The 16081-nt window shown below is 63.1% G+C and carries 17 protein-coding genes; 12 read left to right on the plus strand and 5 right to left on the minus strand.

The features are described 5' to 3' along the window. The first annotated feature begins 173 nt into the window (after positions 1-173). From M2S36_RS20495 to M2S36_RS20505, 3 genes are all read left to right on the plus strand, one after another. Positions 174-2615 (plus strand): penicillin acylase family protein, encoded by a 2442-nt coding sequence (locus M2S36_RS20495; protein ID WP_241105944.1) that lies wholly within the window; start codon positions 174-176, stop codon positions 2613-2615. A 107-nt stretch (positions 2616-2722) separates the two neighbouring features. Then, entirely contained in the window at positions 2723-3061 is a 339-nt protein-coding gene (locus M2S36_RS20500) for a hypothetical protein (RefSeq protein WP_233687016.1), read from the plus strand. 234 nt (positions 3062-3295) lie between these two features. Then, positions 3296-4411, plus strand: coding sequence for a succinylglutamate desuccinylase/aspartoacylase family protein (locus tag M2S36_RS20505; protein ID WP_207832917.1), 1116 nt, complete (start codon positions 3296-3298; stop codon positions 4409-4411). A 24-nt stretch (positions 4412-4435) separates the two neighbouring features. Here the strand turns inward: M2S36_RS20505 and M2S36_RS20510 are convergent, their stop codons facing one another. Then, positions 4436-4663 (minus strand): hypothetical protein, encoded by a 228-nt coding sequence (locus M2S36_RS20510; protein ID WP_063913128.1) that lies wholly within the window; start codon positions 4661-4663, stop codon positions 4436-4438. A 94-nt stretch (positions 4664-4757) separates the two neighbouring features. Next, entirely contained in the window at positions 4758-5324 is a 567-nt protein-coding gene (gene dcd / locus M2S36_RS20515) for a dCTP deaminase (protein WP_003258001.1), read from the minus strand. Between the two features lie 327 nt (positions 5325-5651). On the opposite strand from dcd, the gene M2S36_RS20520 reads away from it, so the two are divergent. Next, positions 5652-5861 (plus strand): cold-shock protein, encoded by a 210-nt coding sequence (locus M2S36_RS20520; RefSeq protein WP_003254922.1) that lies wholly within the window; start codon positions 5652-5654, stop codon positions 5859-5861. A 167-nt stretch (positions 5862-6028) separates the two neighbouring features. Here the strand turns inward: M2S36_RS20520 and apbC are convergent, their stop codons facing one another. Next, complete coding sequence (apbC, locus tag M2S36_RS20525) at positions 6029-7123, minus strand: iron-sulfur cluster carrier protein ApbC (RefSeq protein ID WP_016713757.1); 1095 nt, start codon at positions 7121-7123, stop codon at positions 6029-6031. A 158-nt stretch (positions 7124-7281) separates the two neighbouring features. On the opposite strand from apbC, the gene metG reads away from it, so the two are divergent. From metG to M2S36_RS20560, 7 genes are all read left to right on the plus strand, one after another. Beyond that, positions 7282-9321 (plus strand): methionine--tRNA ligase, encoded by a 2040-nt coding sequence (gene metG, locus M2S36_RS20530; protein WP_063913130.1) that lies wholly within the window; start codon positions 7282-7284, stop codon positions 9319-9321. A 152-nt stretch (positions 9322-9473) separates the two neighbouring features. After that, positions 9474-10022 (plus strand): Rnf-Nqr domain containing protein, encoded by a 549-nt coding sequence (locus M2S36_RS20535; RefSeq protein WP_207832919.1) that lies wholly within the window; start codon positions 9474-9476, stop codon positions 10020-10022. Then, entirely contained in the window at positions 10019-10993 is a 975-nt protein-coding gene (locus M2S36_RS20540; RefSeq protein WP_207832921.1) for an RnfABCDGE type electron transport complex subunit D, read from the plus strand. Before M2S36_RS20535 ends, M2S36_RS20540 begins: the two co-directional genes overlap by 4 nt. After that, the gene (locus M2S36_RS20545; protein WP_233694761.1) at positions 10990-11592 is read left to right on the plus strand and encodes an RnfABCDGE type electron transport complex subunit G; all 603 of its coding nucleotides are present in this window, start codon (positions 10990-10992) and stop codon (positions 11590-11592) included. The genes M2S36_RS20540 and M2S36_RS20545 overlap by 4 nt, the downstream gene beginning before the upstream one ends. Beyond that, complete coding sequence (locus M2S36_RS20550) at positions 11585-12109, plus strand: Rnf-Nqr domain containing protein (protein ID WP_233694760.1); 525 nt, start codon at positions 11585-11587, stop codon at positions 12107-12109. Before M2S36_RS20545 ends, M2S36_RS20550 begins: the two co-directional genes overlap by 8 nt. Positions 12110-12113: 4 nt before the next feature. After that, the gene (nth, locus tag M2S36_RS20555; protein ID WP_013973953.1) at positions 12114-12752 is read left to right on the plus strand and encodes an endonuclease III; all 639 of its coding nucleotides are present in this window, start codon (positions 12114-12116) and stop codon (positions 12750-12752) included. Positions 12753-12856: 104 nt separating this feature from the next. Beyond that, positions 12857-13033, plus strand: a complete 177-nt coding sequence (locus M2S36_RS20560; RefSeq protein WP_207832927.1) for a PA3496 family putative envelope integrity protein — start codon at positions 12857-12859, stop codon at positions 13031-13033. Positions 13034-13090: 57 nt separating this feature from the next. Here the strand turns inward: M2S36_RS20560 and M2S36_RS20565 are convergent, their stop codons facing one another. Continuing rightward, a complete protein-coding gene (locus tag M2S36_RS20565; protein WP_207832929.1) occupies positions 13091-13714 on the minus strand; it encodes a response regulator transcription factor in 624 nt (207 codons plus the stop codon). A 366-nt stretch (positions 13715-14080) separates the two neighbouring features. On the opposite strand from M2S36_RS20565, the gene M2S36_RS20570 reads away from it, so the two are divergent. Then, a complete protein-coding gene (locus tag M2S36_RS20570; RefSeq protein WP_207832931.1) occupies positions 14081-14563 on the plus strand; it encodes a hypothetical protein in 483 nt (160 codons plus the stop codon). Positions 14564-14632: 69 nt separating this feature from the next. Here the strand turns inward: M2S36_RS20570 and M2S36_RS20575 are convergent, their stop codons facing one another. Further along, entirely contained in the window at positions 14633-15850 is a 1218-nt protein-coding gene (locus M2S36_RS20575; protein ID WP_013973956.1) for an argininosuccinate synthase, read from the minus strand. Positions 15851-16081 lie beyond the last annotated feature (231 nt).

Raw genomic sequence — 16081 nt, forward strand, 5'->3', positions numbered from 1 at the left:
GTAGGAGCGAGCTTCGCTCGCGATGCGCCGTGCGGGCGGCGCTCGATCCCACAGGCGCCACACACCCCACGCCAAGCACAAAAAATAAAGCGCCCAGGGACCTTGCACGGCGCCTGCGCGCTAACTACCTTAGCGCCTTTCCAAAACCGCCACGCCTTGCAGGAGCCCTTGTCATGGCCGCCCCCGCCTTTCCTCCCTTCCGCCCGCGGTTCGCAACCGCTGCCACGCTGCTCGGCATGCTCGGGCTGGCCGGCTGCCAGACGGGCGGCTACCAGGACAGCGTGCCACCGACCAGCGGCGTGCAGCCGCTCAAGGGCCTGGCGCAGAACGTCTCGGTACGGCGCAACGCCATGGGCGCGCCACTGATCGAAAGCAGCAGCTTCCATGACGCCCTGTTCAGCCTGGGCTATGTGCACGCCGGCGACCGCATCGAGCAGATGGTCGCCATGCGCCTGCTGGCCCAGGGCCGGCTGGCCGAGCTGGCCGGCAGCGACGCGCTGGACATCGACCGCCTGATGCGCGCGGCCAACCTCAAGCAGAGCGCCGCCCAGCAGTACGCCGATGCCTCGCCACGGCTCAAGCGCTTCTTCGAAGTGTATGCACGCGGGGTCAACGCCTACCTGTTCCGCTACCGCGACAAGCTGCCCGCCGGCCTGGCCAGCAGTGGCTACCGCCCCGAGTACTGGAAGCCCGAAGACTCGGCCCTGATCTTCAGCCTGTACGCCTTCAGCCAGTCGGTGAACCTGCAGGAAGAACTGAGCGCCCTGGCCCTGGCGCAGAAAGCCGGCAGCGACAAACTGGCCTGGCTGCTGCCCGGCGCCCCGGACGAGCCGTTGGCCGAAGCCGAAGTGGACAAGCTCAAGGGCCTGAACCTGGCCAGCCAGTTACCGGGCCTGCCGGCCCTGGCGGCTGCCAGCCAGAAGCTCGCCGACCTCGACCTTCTGGGCAGCCCTGGCTCGGCCAACCTGGCCCTGGCGCCGCAGCGCAGCCACAGCGGCAAGAGCCTGCTGGCCAGCGACAGCCGAGCTGCCTGGGCCCTGAGCCCGGTGCAGATCCACACCGGCAAGTACCAGGTCGCCGGCCTGTCGTTGCCCGGCCTGCCGATCGTGCTGGCCGGCTACAACGGCAAGCTGGCCTGGAGCAGCAGCGCGGTCATGGCCGACAACCAGGACCTGTACCTGGAGCAACTGCGCCAGCAGGGCAGCCAGCTGAGCTACCTGGCCGACGGCAAATGGCTGCCGGCCCGCGCCCGTAGCGAAACCTTCTTCGTCCGCGGCCAGCGCCCACTGCGCGAGGTGATGTACGACACCCGCCACGGCACCCTGCTGGCCCAGCCAGGCAATGCCAGCCTCGGCCTGGCGCTGAACCTGCCTCAGTTCAAGGGCGACCGCAGCCTGGATGCACTGTTCGACCTGACCCGGGCCAAGAGCGTGGAGCGTGCCTTCGACAGTACCCGTGAAGTGACCGCCGCCGCCCTCAACTTCATCTTTGCCGAACCCGAGCACATCGGCTGGCAAGTCAGTGGGCGCTACCCCAACCGCCGCGAAGGCCAGGGCCTGCTGCCCTCGCCGGGCTGGGACGGGCGCTACGACTGGGACGGCTATGCCGACCCGATGCTGCACCCTTACGACCAGGACCCGCCCGCCGGCTGGATCGGCCACGCCAACCAGCGCAGCCTGCCGCGTGGCTATGGCATGCAGCTGTCCAGCACCTGGTACTACCCCGAACGCGCCGAACGTCTGGCCCAGCTGGCCGGCAATGGCCGTCACGACAGCCGCAGCCTGATGGCCCTGCAGAACGACCAGACCACCCTGCTGGCAGACAAGCTCAAGCAGATGTTCGACGCCCCCGGCATGGCCCAGCCACTCAAGCAGGCCATCGACGCCCTGCCCGCCGCACAGCGCGACAAGGCGCGGGACGCGCTGGCCCGGCTCAAGGCCTTCGATGGCCGCCTGAGCCCGGTATCGAGCGATGCCGCATTGTACGAACTGTTCCTCCAGGAAGTGGCCCGGCAAACCTTCCTCGACGACCTGGGCCCGGAATCCGGCCCGGCCTGGCAGGCCTTCGTCAGCAATGCGCGGTTGTCGTTCTCGGCACAGGCAGACCACCTGCTGGGCCGCGACGACAGCCCGTTCTGGGATGACCGCAGCACCCCGCAGAAGGAAGACAAGCCGGCCATCCTGGCCCGCAGCCTGGCTGGCGCAGTGGATGCCGGCACTGCGCAACTGGGTGCCGACCGCCGCGCCTGGCAGTGGGGCAAACTGCACCAGTACCGCTGGCCGGCACCGGCCTACCACGGCCTGGGCGATACCATCAGCCGCTCGCCGCTGGCTGCCGGTGGCGACTTCACCACCTTGGCCCTGACGCCATACGCCTGGGGCAGTGACTTCGACACCCGCCTGCCGGCGTCGGCACGGATGATCGTCGACTTCGGCCAGGCCGAGCCGTTGCAGGTGCTGACCAGCAGCGGACAGTCCGGTAACCCGGCCAGCAAGCATTACAGCGACGGCCTGGACGCCTGGTTCAAGGGGCGCTTCATGAGCCTGCCGCTGCAGCAGCAGAACTTCGGGCGAGCGTATGGCAACCAGCGGCTGACGCTAGTACCGGCTCGCTAAGGGTTAAGGTTCCAACTCCTTATCCTCCATCCAGGTCTTTAACCTCCTCCGGACCGCGTGTGCTGTATCGGAACACGCGGTTTCCATTCATTTAGAGGATGTTCGTCATGACCACTGAAACCCTGAAGATCGAAGTCTCCTGGCCAGAAACGCAAGAAATTCCAGATGGCAGCACCATCGAGTTACAGCTGTGGGCCGGTGATGAAAATGCAAGCTACAGCATGATCGACGTTGAAATTTGCAAACCGGCAGTTACCTCACCGGTCACCTTTGAAGTTCCTGTCAATGTACAGGAACTGCAAATTGAAGACGGTACCTCCAGCTGGGACTACTTCCACACATCTCCCAGGCTGGTGCAGGGAGGGTTGATCAAGAATATCGCCTACGCAGAAAAGATCAGCGTGGCGGAGGCCTTGGCATCCGGCTGGAAAATGTCCTTGCGCTGAGCAGTGACTGACTAGTAATGGCCATCGCCCCTCCCCTGGGTGTGATGGCCGCTGGACAAGCCGGTGCAAGAGGCAGATGACCTGGCGACCTTGGCAGGCATTGCACGCCTGCAGTAGCCAAGTTGCCTGTACCGGCCGAACACATCCGGAATGAGGCAGACGCGGCAAATCTATGCTTCTATCTGTGTGCCGACCCGTGTCGCAGACCGTTTTCGCCACGCAGCCAGGACCACCATGCACCATTCAACCCACGACCTGCTTTCCCCCGTTCCGGGCGTCACGCGCCAACTGCACAGTTTCCACTTCGGCCCCCGCGGTGGCGGCAAGGTCTATATCCAGGCCTCGCTGCATGCCGACGAGCTGCCCGGCATGCTGGTAGCCTGGCACCTCAAGCGCCACCTGGGCGAACTGGAACAGCAAGGCCGCCTGCAGCGCGAGATCATCCTGGTCCCGGTAGCCAACCCGGTTGGCCTGGAACAGGTGCTGCTGGACGCGCCACTGGGGCGTTTCGAGCTGCAAAGCGGAGAAAACTTCAACCGTAATTTCGTCGATCTGTCGGACAACATCGGCGACCAGATCGAACAGCACCTGACCGAGGATCCAGCACACAACCTTGAGCTGATCCGCGAATACCTGCGCCGAGGGCTGGACGCACACCCCGCGCGCACCCCGCTACAGGCTCAGCGCCTGATTCTGCAACGCCTGGCCTGCGATGCCGACATGGTGCTGGACCTGCACTGCGACTTCGAGGCAGTCGAACACCTGTACACCACGCCAGACGCCTGGCCGCAAATCGAACCGCTGGCCCGCTATCTGGGAGCCCAGGCCAGCCTGCTGGCCACCGACTCGGGCGGGCAGTCGTTCGATGAATGCTTCAGCCTGGTCTGGTGGCAGTTGCAGCAACGCTTCGGCAAGCGTTTCCCGATCCCGCTGGGCTGCTGCTCGGTCACCGTGGAGCTGCGTGGCCAGGCAGATGTCAGCCACGACCTGGCCAGCAAGGACTGCCAGGCGATCCTCGACTTCCTGACCCACGCGGGGGTGATTGAAGGTGCCGCAGCCGCCCTGCCCGCCTTGCGCTGCCCGGCCACGCCGCTGGCCGCCGTCGAACCGGTGATAGCGCCACTGGGGGGGCTACTGGTGTACCACGCCAGACCGGGGCAGCATCTTGAGGCCGGCCAGCTGATTGCCGAAGTCATCGACCCACTCAACGACCGGGTGACCGCCGTGCACAACAGCCAGCCCGGCCTGCTGTATGCCCGCAGCGTGCGGCGCATGGCAACTGCCGGCATGGTCATCGCCCATGTCGCCGGCGAGCAGGTATGCCGCAGCGGTTATCTGCTGGGTAACTGACCAGGCAAACCGTTGCCGCGTTGCTCAGGCCACAGGCGCGGGTGGCGGCTCGTCAGGCAGGGTCGGCTCGCCCGGCTCCATAGGTGGCTTTTCACCGGGGTCCGGTGGCTGCGGGTCATCGGGATCTGGCTGGTGAGGTACGCCCCCCGCTTGCATAGGCAGCGGGTACGCCAGCAATGACCATGGCAGCAAACCGACGTGATTGGGCTGCAGGCCAGCCAGCTTGGCACTGATTGCGGGGTGGAGTTTCATTGGCAGCTCCTGGCGAGAGCCGTTGCGCATCATGCGCACCGGCGTTACCCATTGGAGTGCCAAAGGCGCGGGGAAATTCCCCGCGCTCGTCGGCTCAGGTGCGCGGCAGGGTGACGCCGCGCTGGCCCTGGTACTTGCCGCCACGGTCCTTGTACGACACTTCGCATTCTTCGTCGGACTGCAGGAACAGCATCTGTGCCACACCTTCGTTGGCGTAGATCTTCGCCGGCAGCGTGGTGGTGTTGGAGAACTCCAGCGTCACGTGGCCTTCCCACTCGGGTTCGAGCGGGGTGACGTTGACGATGATGCCGCAACGGGCGTAGGTGCTCTTGCCCAGGCAGATGGTCAGCACATCGCGCGGAATGCGGAAATACTCGACGGTGCGCGCCAGGGCGAAGGAGTTCGGCGGGATGATGCACACGTCGCTCTTGATGTCGACGAAACTACCGGCATCGAAGTTTTTCGGGTCGACGGTGGCCGAGTTGATGTTGGTAAACACCTTGAATTCATCGGCGCAGCGCACGTCATAGCCGTAGCTGGAGACGCCGAAGGAGATCACCCGGCTGTCCTGTTCGCCGCGCACCTGGCGCTCGACGAACGGTTCGATCATGCCGTGTTCCTGCGCCATGCGGCGAATCCACTTGTCCGATTTGATGCTCATGGCGGGGTGTCCTGAAGAGTTGCGAGGGGAAAAACCAGACGCGCATCTTACCGGTCCCCGCGCCCGGGTTAAAGTTCCTTGCCTCATCCCGCGCCGGGCGGGGGCTGCAGCCGCCGTCGATCCGAATTTGCGTAAAGCGCCTTCTGACCATTGGCAGGTTGCGGAAAGTGGGGTAAGGTGACGCCACTGTGCTGCACGTGACACCGAGAATCTCTAGTTTGATGCACGATCCTGATCGGCCCATCGCTGAATTTTCTGCTCTCTTTGCGCTCAGTCCCGGCCAGGGTTTTTCCTGACCGTTATCAAATTGTCCAAGGAGACAGAAAAATGTCCAACCGTCAATCCGGTGTTGTTAAGTGGTTCAACGATGAGAAAGGCTACGGCTTCATCACCCCTCAGTCGGGCGACGACCTGTTCGTGCACTTCAAAGCCATCCAAGCTGACGGCTTCAAAACCCTGAAAGAAGGCCAGGCTGTTACTTTCGTCGCTACCCGCGGCCAGAAAGGCATGCAGGCTGAAGAAGTTCAGATCGCCTAAGTCGATCGAAGCTTCCTTGCTTTCAAAAAACCCGCCTTCCGGCGGGTTTTTTTATGCCTGGCCGAAAGACCGAGTCGGCCTCTTTGCGGGTAAACCCGCTCCCACAGGGACAGCGCTGTACCTGTGGGAGCGGGTTTACCCGCGAAGCAGGCGACTCGGTCTGCCAGTCAATCTTCGCTGATGGTAATGCTAGGCATTGCCGGCGCCGCCGCTTCCTGCAGCACGATCCGCGCGCCCACCTGACGGGCCAGCTCCTGGTAGACCATGGCAATCTGGCTTTCCGGCTCGGCAATCGCCGTCGGCTTGCCGCTATCGGCCTGCTCGCGGATCAGCATCGACAGCGGCAACGACGCCAGCAGGTCGACACCATACTGGCTCGCCAGCTTCTCGCCACCGCCTTCGCCGAACAGGTGCTCGGCATGGCCGCAGTTCGAGCAGATGTGCACAGCCATGTTCTCCACCACGCCCAGCACCGGAATGTTGACCTTGCGGAACATCTCCACGCCCTTCTTGGCGTCCAGCAGGGCCAGATCCTGCGGGGTGGTGACGATTACCGAGCCGGCCACCGGCACCTTCTGCGCCAGCGTCAGCTGGATGTCACCGGTGCCCGGCGGCATGTCGATCACCAGGTAATCCAGGTCGTCCCAGGCAGTCTGGGTCACCAGCTGCAGCAGCGCGCCGGAAACCATCGGGCCACGCCAGACCATCGGCGTGTTGTCGTCGGTGAGGAACGCCATGGACATGACTTCCACGCCATGGGCCTTGATCGGCACGAACCACTTCTGCTCGCGAATCTGCGGGCGGGTACCTTCGGCGATACCGAACATCACGCCCTGGCTGGGGCCATAGATGTCGGCATCGAGAATGCCCACCCGCGCACCTTCGCGGGCCAGCGCCAGGGCCAGGTTGGCTGCGGTGGTCGACTTGCCCACACCGCCCTTGCCCGAGGCCACGGCGATGATGTTCTTGACGTTGGCCATGGCCGGCACCTGGGCCTGGGCCTTGTGCGCGGCCACCACGCAGTCGATCGACACCTGGGCACTGCTGACGCCCTCGAGGTTGCCGATCGCGGTCTGCAGCACCTGGGCCCAGCCGTTCTTGAACAGCCCTGCGGCATAACCCAGCTGCAACTGCACGCTGACCTGCCCGCCCTGGATATCGATGGCGCGCACGCAGCCGGCGCTGACCGGGTCCTGGTTCAGGTAGGGGTCGGTGTACTGGCGAAGCACGCCTTCGACGGCGGCACGGGTGACGGCACTCATGGAGACTCCCATTGGCAAACTGAATGTAAAACAGACGCCTATCCTAACCCGTCAATCGTCAGCAGATGCTTCTGCTGGGTGAAATATATTCGCCAGCCCTTTATAGTTGCCGATCAACCTCATTTTTACCCCGTCGCCAGATAAGTAGCCGAGCCACCATGTCCGAGCCACGCCAGATTCTCGTCACCAGCGCCCTGCCCTATGCCAATGGATCGATCCATCTTGGCCATATGCTGGAGTACATCCAGACGGACATGTGGGTGCGCTTCCAGAAGCTGCGCGGCAACCAGTGCATCTACGTCTGCGCCGACGACGCCCACGGTTCGGCCATCATGCTGCGCGCCGAGAAGGAAGGCATCACCCCGGAACAGCTGATCGCCAATGTCCAGGCCGAGCACAGCAGCGACTTCGCCGACTTCCTGGTGGATTTCGACAACTTCCACTCCACCCACAGCGAAGAGAACCGCGAGCTGTCGGGCCTGATCTACACGCGCCTGCGTGAAGCCGGGCACATCGCCACCCGTTCGGTGACCCAGTATTTCGACCCGGAAAAGGGCATGTTCCTCGCCGACCGCTTCATCAAGGGCACCTGCCCCAAGTGCGCGGCCGAAGACCAGTACGGCGACAACTGCGAAAAATGCGGCGCAACCTACGCGCCCACCGAGCTGAAGAACCCCAAGTCGGCCATTTCCGGTGCCACCCCGGTACTGCGTGATTCCCAGCACTTCTTCTTCAAGCTGCCGGACTTCCAGGCCATGCTGCAGCAGTGGACCCGTAGCGGCACCCTGCAGGACGCAGTAGCCAACAAGCTGGCCGAATGGCTCGATTCGGGGCTGCAGGAATGGGACATCTCCCGCGACGCGCCATACTTCGGCTTCGAAATCCCGGGCGAGCCAGGCAAGTACTTCTACGTGTGGCTGGATGCGCCGATCGGCTACATGGCCAGCTTCAAGAACCTCTGCGCACGCCGCCCGGAGCTGGACTTCGACGCGTTCTGGAACGAAGGCTCCAAGGCCGAGCTGTACCACTTCATCGGCAAGGACATCGTCAACTTCCACGCCCTGTTCTGGCCAGCCATGCTCGAAGGCGCCGGCTTCCGCAAGCCGAGCGCAGTCAACGTGCACGGCTACCTGACCGTGAACGGCGCCAAGATGTCCAAGTCGCGCGGTACCTTCATCAAGGCCCGCACCTACCTCGACCACCTGCAGCCGGAATACCTGCGTTACTACTACGCGGCCAAGCTGGGCCGTGGCGTCGATGACCTGGACCTGAACCTGGAAGACTTCGTGCAGAAGGTCAACTCCGACCTGGTCGGCAAGGTGGTCAACATCGCCAGCCGTTGCGCCGGGTTCATCCACAAGGGCAACGAAGGCGTGATGGTGGCTGGCGATGCCGCACCGGAGCTGACCGAAGCCTTCCTGGCGGCCGCCCCGTCGATCGCCGATGCCTATGAAGGCCGCGACTTCGGCCGTGCCATGCGCGAAATCATGGCGCTGGCCGACCGCGCCAACGCCTGGATCGCCGACAAGGCTCCATGGTCGCTGGCCAAACAGGAAGGCAAGCAGGATGAAGTGCAGGCCATCTGCGCCCAGGGTATCAACCTGTTCCGCCAGCTGGTGATCTTCCTCAAGCCGGTGCTGCCGGTGCTGGCTGCCGACGCCGAGGCCTTCCTCAACGTGGCCCCGCTGACCTGGAACGACCACCTGTCGCGCCTGGAAAACCACCAGCTGAACCCGTTCAAGGCACTGATGAGCCGCATCGAACCGGCCAAGGTAGAAGCCATGGTCGCCGCCAGCAAGGAAGACCTGCTGGCCGCCGAAGCCAAGGCCCCGGCCGGCAACGGCGAGCTGGCCAAGGACCCACTGTCGGCGGAAATCGAGTTCGACACCTTCGCAGCCGTCGACCTGCGCGTGGCGCTGATCGTCAAGGCCGAAGCCGTACCGGGTGCCGACAAGCTGCTGCAACTGACCCTGGACATCGGTGACGAGCGCCGCAACGTGTTCTCCGGCATCAAGTCGGCCTACCCCGACCCGTCCCAGCTGGAAGGCCGCCTGACCATGATGGTGGCCAACCTCAAGCCACGAAAGATGCGCTTTGGTGTCTCCGAAGGCATGGTCATGGCGGCCGGCCCTGGCGGTGAGGAGATTTACCTGCTGAGCCCGGACAGCGGTGCCAAGCCAGGCCAGCGCATCAAGTAACAAAACCTGCTGGACCTTGTGGGAGCGGGCGTGCCCGCGAAACGGACTGCGCGGTGCATGGCACTGGCGTTGCCGGTGTTCGCGGGCACGCCCGCTCCCACAATGACTCCGGAACCCGGACAATCGCCCCGATTCCCGGCTATCGTCATCTCATGAGCGACTACATCCTGGTCCTGATCAGCGCCGCGCTGGTCAATCACCTGTGCCTGCAACAACAGCCACTCCCCAGGCTGCACCTGCACGTACACGGCCTTGCCTGCGCACTGTGCATCGCCTTGGGCATGTTCGGCGCGCAGCTGCTGTTGCAGGTGGTGCTTGCCCCGCTGCAGGCTCAGGACCTTGCCCTGTTCCTGTTGTTGCCCTGGCTGGCCGTGCTCGCCTGGGGCGTGCCATGGCTGCTGACAAGGTGGCGCCCGACCTGGCCGATGACGGAGTTGCCTGCGTTGCTGTTGAGCAATGCGGCAGTACTGGGGTTGACCCTGCAACAGGCAAGCGACGACAGCACATGGCTCGCCACGCTGCTGCAAGGCCTGCTGGCCGGCGGTGGCTTCTGGCTGGCGTTGGTCTTGTTCGCCGACCTGCGCCAACGCAGCGCCCATGTCGACGTCCCCGGGGCGCTGCGCGGCCTGCCCATCGAACTGCTCGGTGCCGGGGTGATGGCCATGGCGTTTTCCGGCTTCAACGGGCTGTTCGCCCAATGACCGCCAAACCCGACCCGCGGCTACGCACCAGCATGGGCCTGGTGTTGCTGGCCTGCCTGCCTGGCTTGCTGACGCTGTTCTGGCTGCATGGCTGGAGTTTGCTACTGAACCTGTTGCTGTGCGCGAGTGCCGCGCTGCTGTGCGAGGCGTTGCTGCTCACTTTGCGAGCACAACCGCTGCGCATGGCGCTGAACGACGGCAGCGCGCTGGTGACCGCCGTGCTGCTGACCGCCGCCCTGCCCACCCTGGCGCCGTGGTGGTTGCCGGTGGTGGCTGCCAGTGTTGCCATCGGCATCGGCAAACAGGCCTTTGGCGGGGTCGGGCGCAATCTGTTCAACCCGGCCATGGTCGGCTACGCCTTCGCGCTGCTGAGCTTCCCGCTGCAGATGAACCATTGGCCAGGGCCGGCGCCAGGCCTGCTCGACAGCCTGCAGCAGGTGTTCACCGGCAGCGCGCAGATCGATGCCTGGGCCCGGCCGACACTGCTCGACGGCCTGCGCCACAACCGCAGCCTGACCATCGAAGAGCTGTTCGCCAGCCACCCGGGCTTCGGCAGCATCGGTGGGCGGGGCAGCGAATGGGTCAACCTGGCGTTCCTGCTGGGCGGCCTGTTCCTGCTGCAACGCAAGGTGATCACCTGGCATGCGCCGGTTGGTTTGCTGGCAGGGTTGCTCCTGTTCAGCCTGCTGGGCTGGAATGGCTCGGGTTCGGACTCAAACGGCTCACCCCTGCTGCACCTGTTCTCCGGCTCGACCATGATGGCGGCGTTCTTCATTGCCACCGAACCGGTGTCCGGCCCCCGGCAGGAGTGGGCGAAGCTAGGGTTCGGCCTGGGAGCGGGCCTGCTGATCTACCTGATCCGCACCTGGGGCAGCTACCCGGACGGTACCGCGTTTGCCATCCTGCTGATGAACCTCATGACGCCAAGCCTCGAACGCCTGGCCGTGCAGCGCCAGCAGGTTGCCCGATGAAGCGCCTGGTACGTGATGTGGGCCTGCTGCTGCTGACCGCGGCACTGGCGCTGTCGACCACCCTGGCCTGGCGGCACTGGACCAGCCCGGCCATCGCCGACGCCGAGAAACAACTGAATAGCCGCCAGCGGCTGGCGGTGCTGCCAGAAGGCAGTTACGACAACCAGCCACTCGACAATCCGCTGCCCAGGCCCGCCGCACAGCGGCCAAACAGCCGTATCCTGGCAGCTTACCGGGCCACCCTGGCGGGCAAACCGGCCGCCATCATCCTGGTCACCCAGGCCCAGGGCTATGCCGGGCCGATCGTGCTGAGCGTGGCCATTGCCGCGGACGGCCGACTGATCGGCAGCCAGCTGGTCGAGCAACAGGAAAGCCCCGGGCTGGGCGCACGCCTGGGTGATCCGCAGGTGAACTGGTTGGGGCAATTTGCCAACCGTCAGTTGAGCGATCACTGGGCGCTGAAGCGCGACCAGGGCGACTTTGACCAGTTGGCCGGGGCAACCGTTACCTCACGGGCAGTGATCGGCGCACTACAGGAAGCGCTGAGTTACTTCGATCAGCAGCGCAGCGTGCTGCTGGAGGGCCCCACGCATGAATAGGTTCTACCTGCTGGGCGCAAGCCTTGTGCCCCTGCTGGGCGCCACCCGGACACTGAGCGAAGGCGCCACCATCGGCGTGTGCGCGGTGCTGATGAGCAGCCTTCACCAACTGTTGCTGGCCCCCCTTCGCCAGCGGCTCACCACCTGGCCCCGTGTGCTGGCCAGCCTGCTGCTGCTGGCGGCCCTGGCCAGTTGCCTGCAACTGGCCCTGCGTGCCTGGCTGCTGCCAACGGCTCTCGCCCTCGGCCACTATCCCGCACTGCTATGCCTGCAATGCCTGGCCACTGACCACCTGCTGCCCGATCAAGGGCGCTGGCGCCTGCTCGCCAGTCACCTGTGCACGCTGTTTGCCAGCTGCCTGCTGCTCGGTGCCAGCCGCCAATGGCTGACCGACGGTGCCAGCCTGCATCTGGCCAGCCTGGCCCCCGGCGCCTTGCTACTGCTCGGACTGCTGTTGGCCTTGTACAATCGCCTGCGTCCGGGCCCTGCCCAACCACGTCGTCAAGGAAAGCGCTGATTTCATGAATGCCGCCAAACGCCTGGAGATCTTTCGCAGGCTGCACGAAGACAATCCCGACCCGAAGACCGAACTGGCCTACACCACGCCGTTCGAACTGCTGGTTGCCGTGACACTGTCCGCGCAGTCCACCGATGTCGGCGTCAACAAGGCCACCGCCCGCCTGTTCCCGGTCGCCAACACCCCCGAGGCCATCTATGCCCTGGGCGTCGAAGGCCTGAGCGAGTACATCAAGACCATTGGTTTGTACAACAGCAAGGCCAAGAACGTCATCGAAGCCTGCCGGCTGCTGATCGAACGCCATGACAGCCAGGTACCGCAAACCCGCGAAGCCCTGGAGGCGCTGCCCGGCGTGGGCCGCAAGACCGCCAACGTAGTGCTCAACACAGCGTTCCGCCAGCCGACCATGGCGGTGGATACCCATATCTTCCGGGTCAGCAACCGCACAGGCATTGCGCCAGGCAAGACGGTGCTGGAAGTGGAGAAGAAGCTGATCAAGTTCGTACCAAAAGATTACCTGCTCGACGCCCACCACTGGCTGATCCTGCACGGGCGCTATGTGTGCCAGGCACGCAAGCCACGGTGCGGCAGTTGCCGGATCGAAGACCTGTGCGAGTACAAGCACAAGACCTCCGACGATTGAGTCGATAGCTGGAAACCACCTGTGACGATTGAAAAAATCTTTTTTACCAGCGTCTGCTTTCTGGTTATAAGGACGGCCAATGGCCCCTTGGCTTGGAGCGACTCATGAGTAGCGATAAAGACGACCTGTCGATCGAAGATGATTTTGTTGCCGCAGAGGATGATGTGGAACCCCAGGTGGAAACCGCAAAAACCAACCTGAGCAAACGCCGCACTATCGACAATATGCTGGAAGAAAGGCGCCTGCAGAAGCAGCTGGCCGACTTCGACTACGATCTGTAGCCCGGGACCAGCAGCCTTGGCAAAGCCTCCAGGCAGGAGGCTTTACGGCCTTGGCGGTCAGTTCAACCCTTGCCGTTGCGCCAGCTCGATCAGGTCGACCAGCGACCGCGCGTTGAGCTTGAGCAACAGACGCGACTTGTAGGTACTGACCGTCTTGTTGCTGAGGAACATGCTGTCGGCAATCTCCTTGTTCGAACGCCCTCGTGCCAGTTGCTGCAACACTGTCATCTCGCGCGCCGAGAGGCGGTTGACCATATCTGTCTCACTCCCGCCTCCCCTGCCACGTGACGGATGCAGAGCCTGGTTGGGGAAGTAGCTGTAGCCCGACAATACGGCCTTGATGGCGCTCAGCAGCTCGGTGAGTTCCTGTTGCTTGCACACATAGCCCGCCGCCCCCGCCTGCATGCAGCGCATCGAGAAGTTGCCTGGGGGCTGCGATGTCAGCACCAGCACCTTGCTGCCCGGGCTGAAGGTCGCCATACGGGCGATCACCTCCAGACCATCCAGTTTGGGAATACCGATATCGAGCACCACGATATCCGGCAGGTGTTGCCGTGTCAGCTGCAATGCAGCCACCCCGTTGTCGGTCTCCGCCACGACGTCATACCCATGCCGCTCCATCAGCATGCGTACGGCCAAGCGTATGACCGGATGATCATCTACGATAAGCACTTTATTCATGCGATATCCATTCATTGTTTTTGCTTTGGTCCGCCAAGATAACCGACAGAACGCTTGCTGGCGCGGTGATTTACCGGCGAAATACATGAGCAGATAAAACCTACAGCACTTACAGAAATTTCCTACACACAACTACCGTAGTTGTAACAATCAAATTCCTTATTACCGAAATGAACGGTATCACCCACCTGCAAAAGTGCCCAGTTGAAAACTGGCCATTACCTGAGGAATTATCCAATGCGAACACGCTGAACAAACAAGGCTGTCAGGATTTCGGCCGATTATTCCTCACCCGGGAAACAATCCAGTCTTTAGTTGAGCGTTGCTGTAGGGTAATGATGGGCAAAATCGCTGGAGACGGCCCATATGCCCCAAGCACAACCTGTCGCCCCGCTGACGATCATTGCCATCTTCGCGGGGATTATCGAAGCCTCTGCCCTTGCCACACTGCCGTTTCTCAGCGAGTCCAGCCAAAATCTCTATACTTGGTTCCTGGTGGGCTTCCCGTTCTTTCTGACGGCCCTGTTCTTCCTCACGCTCAACTTCAATTACAAGTCCTTCTACAGCCCGTCGCCAAACAGAACGGCAAACGACAACACGCCGACATTGAACGCCCAGGCCAAACCTGCAATGCCCAGTGATGCCAGCGAAGCGCTACAGGGCGAGCCTGTCACGTTCATGTTTTCCGGCCCCGATGCCAATCGCATGATGGAGCAACAAGTGCTGCTCACCCTTGCCCAACCGCCTCTGCCAGCGCGCACCTGGCGCTTTTGCAACCTGGATAAACGCCAATGCGCACAACTGTCGATCAGCGTGCTTGAGGGTCAGATGGCAAACGATGGCCATTGATGCCCAAGGCTTTCCACAGGCAAAAAAAACCCCGGCCTGGGCCGGGGTTTTTACTGCACATGCCAGCGATCAGAGCAGCGAGCGGCCCTTGTTGGCAGCAATGCGCATACGCAGGGCGTTGAGCTTGATGAAGCCGGCAGCGTCCGCCTGGTTGTAGGCGCCGCCATCTTCCTCGAAGGTGGCGATATTGGCATCGAACAGCGAATCGTCCGACTTGCGGCCAACCACGGTGACGTTGCCCTTGTACAGTTTCAGGCGTACCACGCCGTTCACGTTGACCTGCGAAGCGTCGATCATCTGCTGCAGCATCAGACGCTCCGGGCTCCACCAGTAGCCGGTGTAGATCAGGCTGGCATACTTCGGCATCAGCTCATCCTTCAGGTGAGCGACTTCGCGGTCCAGGGTGATCGACTCGATGGCACGGTGGGCCTTGAGCATGATGGTGCCACCAGGGGTCTCGTAGCAACCACGCGACTTCATGCCGACGTAACGGTTCTCGACGATATCCAGACGGCCGATGCCGTTGGCACCACCGATACGGTTCAGGTCGGCCAGGACGGTGGCCGGGGTCTTCTCGACGCCGTCGATGGCAACGATGTCACCGTTGCGGTAGGTCAGCTCGATGTAGGTAGCCTGGTCCGGGGCGTTCTCGGGCGAGACGCTCCAGCGCCACATGTCTTCTTCGTGCTCGGTCCAGGTATCTTCCAGGACACCACCTTCGTAGGAGATGTGCAGCAGGTTGGCGTCCATCGAGTACGGCGACTTCTTCTTGCCGTGGCGCTCGATCGGGATGCCGTGCTTCTCGGCGTAGTCCATCAGCTTCTCGCGGGACAGCAGGTCCCACTCACGCCATGGGGCGATGACCTTGACGCCTGGTTTCAGGGCGTAGGCGCCCAGTTCGAAACGCACCTGGTCGTTGCCTTTGCCGGTGGCGCCATGGGAAATGGCGTCAGCGCCGGTTTCGTTGGCGATTTCGATCAGGCGCTTGGCGATCAGCGGACGGGCGATGGAGGTACCCAGCAGGTACTCGCCCTCGTAGACGGTGTTGGCGCGGAACATCGGGAACACGAAATCACGTACGAATTCTTCGCGCAGGTCGTCGATGTAGATCTCTTTAACGCCCATTGCCTGGGCCTTGGCACGGGCCGGCTCGACCTCTTCGCCCTGACCCAGGTCAGCGGTGAAGGTCACCACTTCGCAGTTGTAGGTATCCTGCAGCCACTTGAGAATCACCGAAGTATCAAGGCCGCCGGAATACGCCAGTACGACCTTTTTTACGTCCGCCATGCCATCACTCCACGGGGTTGTACGGAAAGGGATCGATTCTAACGACGTTGCAGATAAATTTACAGTGGGGCGACAGCTTCTGACGACAAAGCGACAGGAACTTTCGGAAGGGCGACGGGGGGCGGAGGGGGATTTGATCAGGGGTGCCAGATGCATGCCTCGCCATCTTCAGCGCCTGTGAGATCGAGCGCCGCCCGCGCGGCGCTTCGCGGGACAAGCCCGCTCCCACAT

Origin of the sequence: Pseudomonas sp. SF2 (genome assembly GCF_036858055.1) — a bacterium.
Lineage (GTDB): Bacteria > Pseudomonadota > Gammaproteobacteria > Pseudomonadales > Pseudomonadaceae > Aquipseudomonas.

Bases quoted from the DNA above. Each gene is read 5' to 3' on its own strand.
- M2S36_RS20495 (WP_241105944.1), top strand. From the start codon at position 174: ATGGCCGCCCCCGCCTTTCCTCCCTTCCGCCCGCGGTTCGCAACCGCT.
- M2S36_RS20500 (WP_233687016.1), top strand. From the start codon at position 2,723: ATGACCACTGAAACCCTGAAGATCGAAGTCTCCTGGCCAGAAACGCAA.
- M2S36_RS20505 (WP_207832917.1), top strand. From the start codon at position 3,296: ATGCACCATTCAACCCACGACCTGCTTTCCCCCGTTCCGGGCGTCACG.
- M2S36_RS20510 (WP_063913128.1), bottom strand. From the start codon at position 4,663: ATGAAACTCCACCCCGCAATCAGTGCCAAGCTGGCTGGCCTGCAGCCC.
- dcd (WP_003258001.1), bottom strand. From the start codon at position 5,324: ATGAGCATCAAATCGGACAAGTGGATTCGCCGCATGGCGCAGGAACAC.
- M2S36_RS20520 (WP_003254922.1), top strand. From the start codon at position 5,652: ATGTCCAACCGTCAATCCGGTGTTGTTAAGTGGTTCAACGATGAGAAA.
- apbC (WP_016713757.1), bottom strand. From the start codon at position 7,123: ATGAGTGCCGTCACCCGTGCCGCCGTCGAAGGCGTGCTTCGCCAGTAC.
- metG (WP_063913130.1), top strand. From the start codon at position 7,282: ATGTCCGAGCCACGCCAGATTCTCGTCACCAGCGCCCTGCCCTATGCC.
- M2S36_RS20535 (WP_207832919.1), top strand. From the start codon at position 9,474: ATGAGCGACTACATCCTGGTCCTGATCAGCGCCGCGCTGGTCAATCAC.
- M2S36_RS20540 (WP_207832921.1), top strand. From the start codon at position 10,019: ATGACCGCCAAACCCGACCCGCGGCTACGCACCAGCATGGGCCTGGTG.
- M2S36_RS20545 (WP_233694761.1), top strand. From the start codon at position 10,990: ATGAAGCGCCTGGTACGTGATGTGGGCCTGCTGCTGCTGACCGCGGCA.
- M2S36_RS20550 (WP_233694760.1), top strand. From the start codon at position 11,585: ATGAATAGGTTCTACCTGCTGGGCGCAAGCCTTGTGCCCCTGCTGGGC.
- nth (WP_013973953.1), top strand. From the start codon at position 12,114: ATGAATGCCGCCAAACGCCTGGAGATCTTTCGCAGGCTGCACGAAGAC.
- M2S36_RS20560 (WP_207832927.1), top strand. From the start codon at position 12,857: ATGAGTAGCGATAAAGACGACCTGTCGATCGAAGATGATTTTGTTGCC.
- M2S36_RS20565 (WP_207832929.1), bottom strand. From the start codon at position 13,714: ATGAATAAAGTGCTTATCGTAGATGATCATCCGGTCATACGCTTGGCC.
- M2S36_RS20570 (WP_207832931.1), top strand. From the start codon at position 14,081: ATGCCCCAAGCACAACCTGTCGCCCCGCTGACGATCATTGCCATCTTC.
- M2S36_RS20575 (WP_013973956.1), bottom strand. From the start codon at position 15,850: ATGGCGGACGTAAAAAAGGTCGTACTGGCGTATTCCGGCGGCCTTGAT.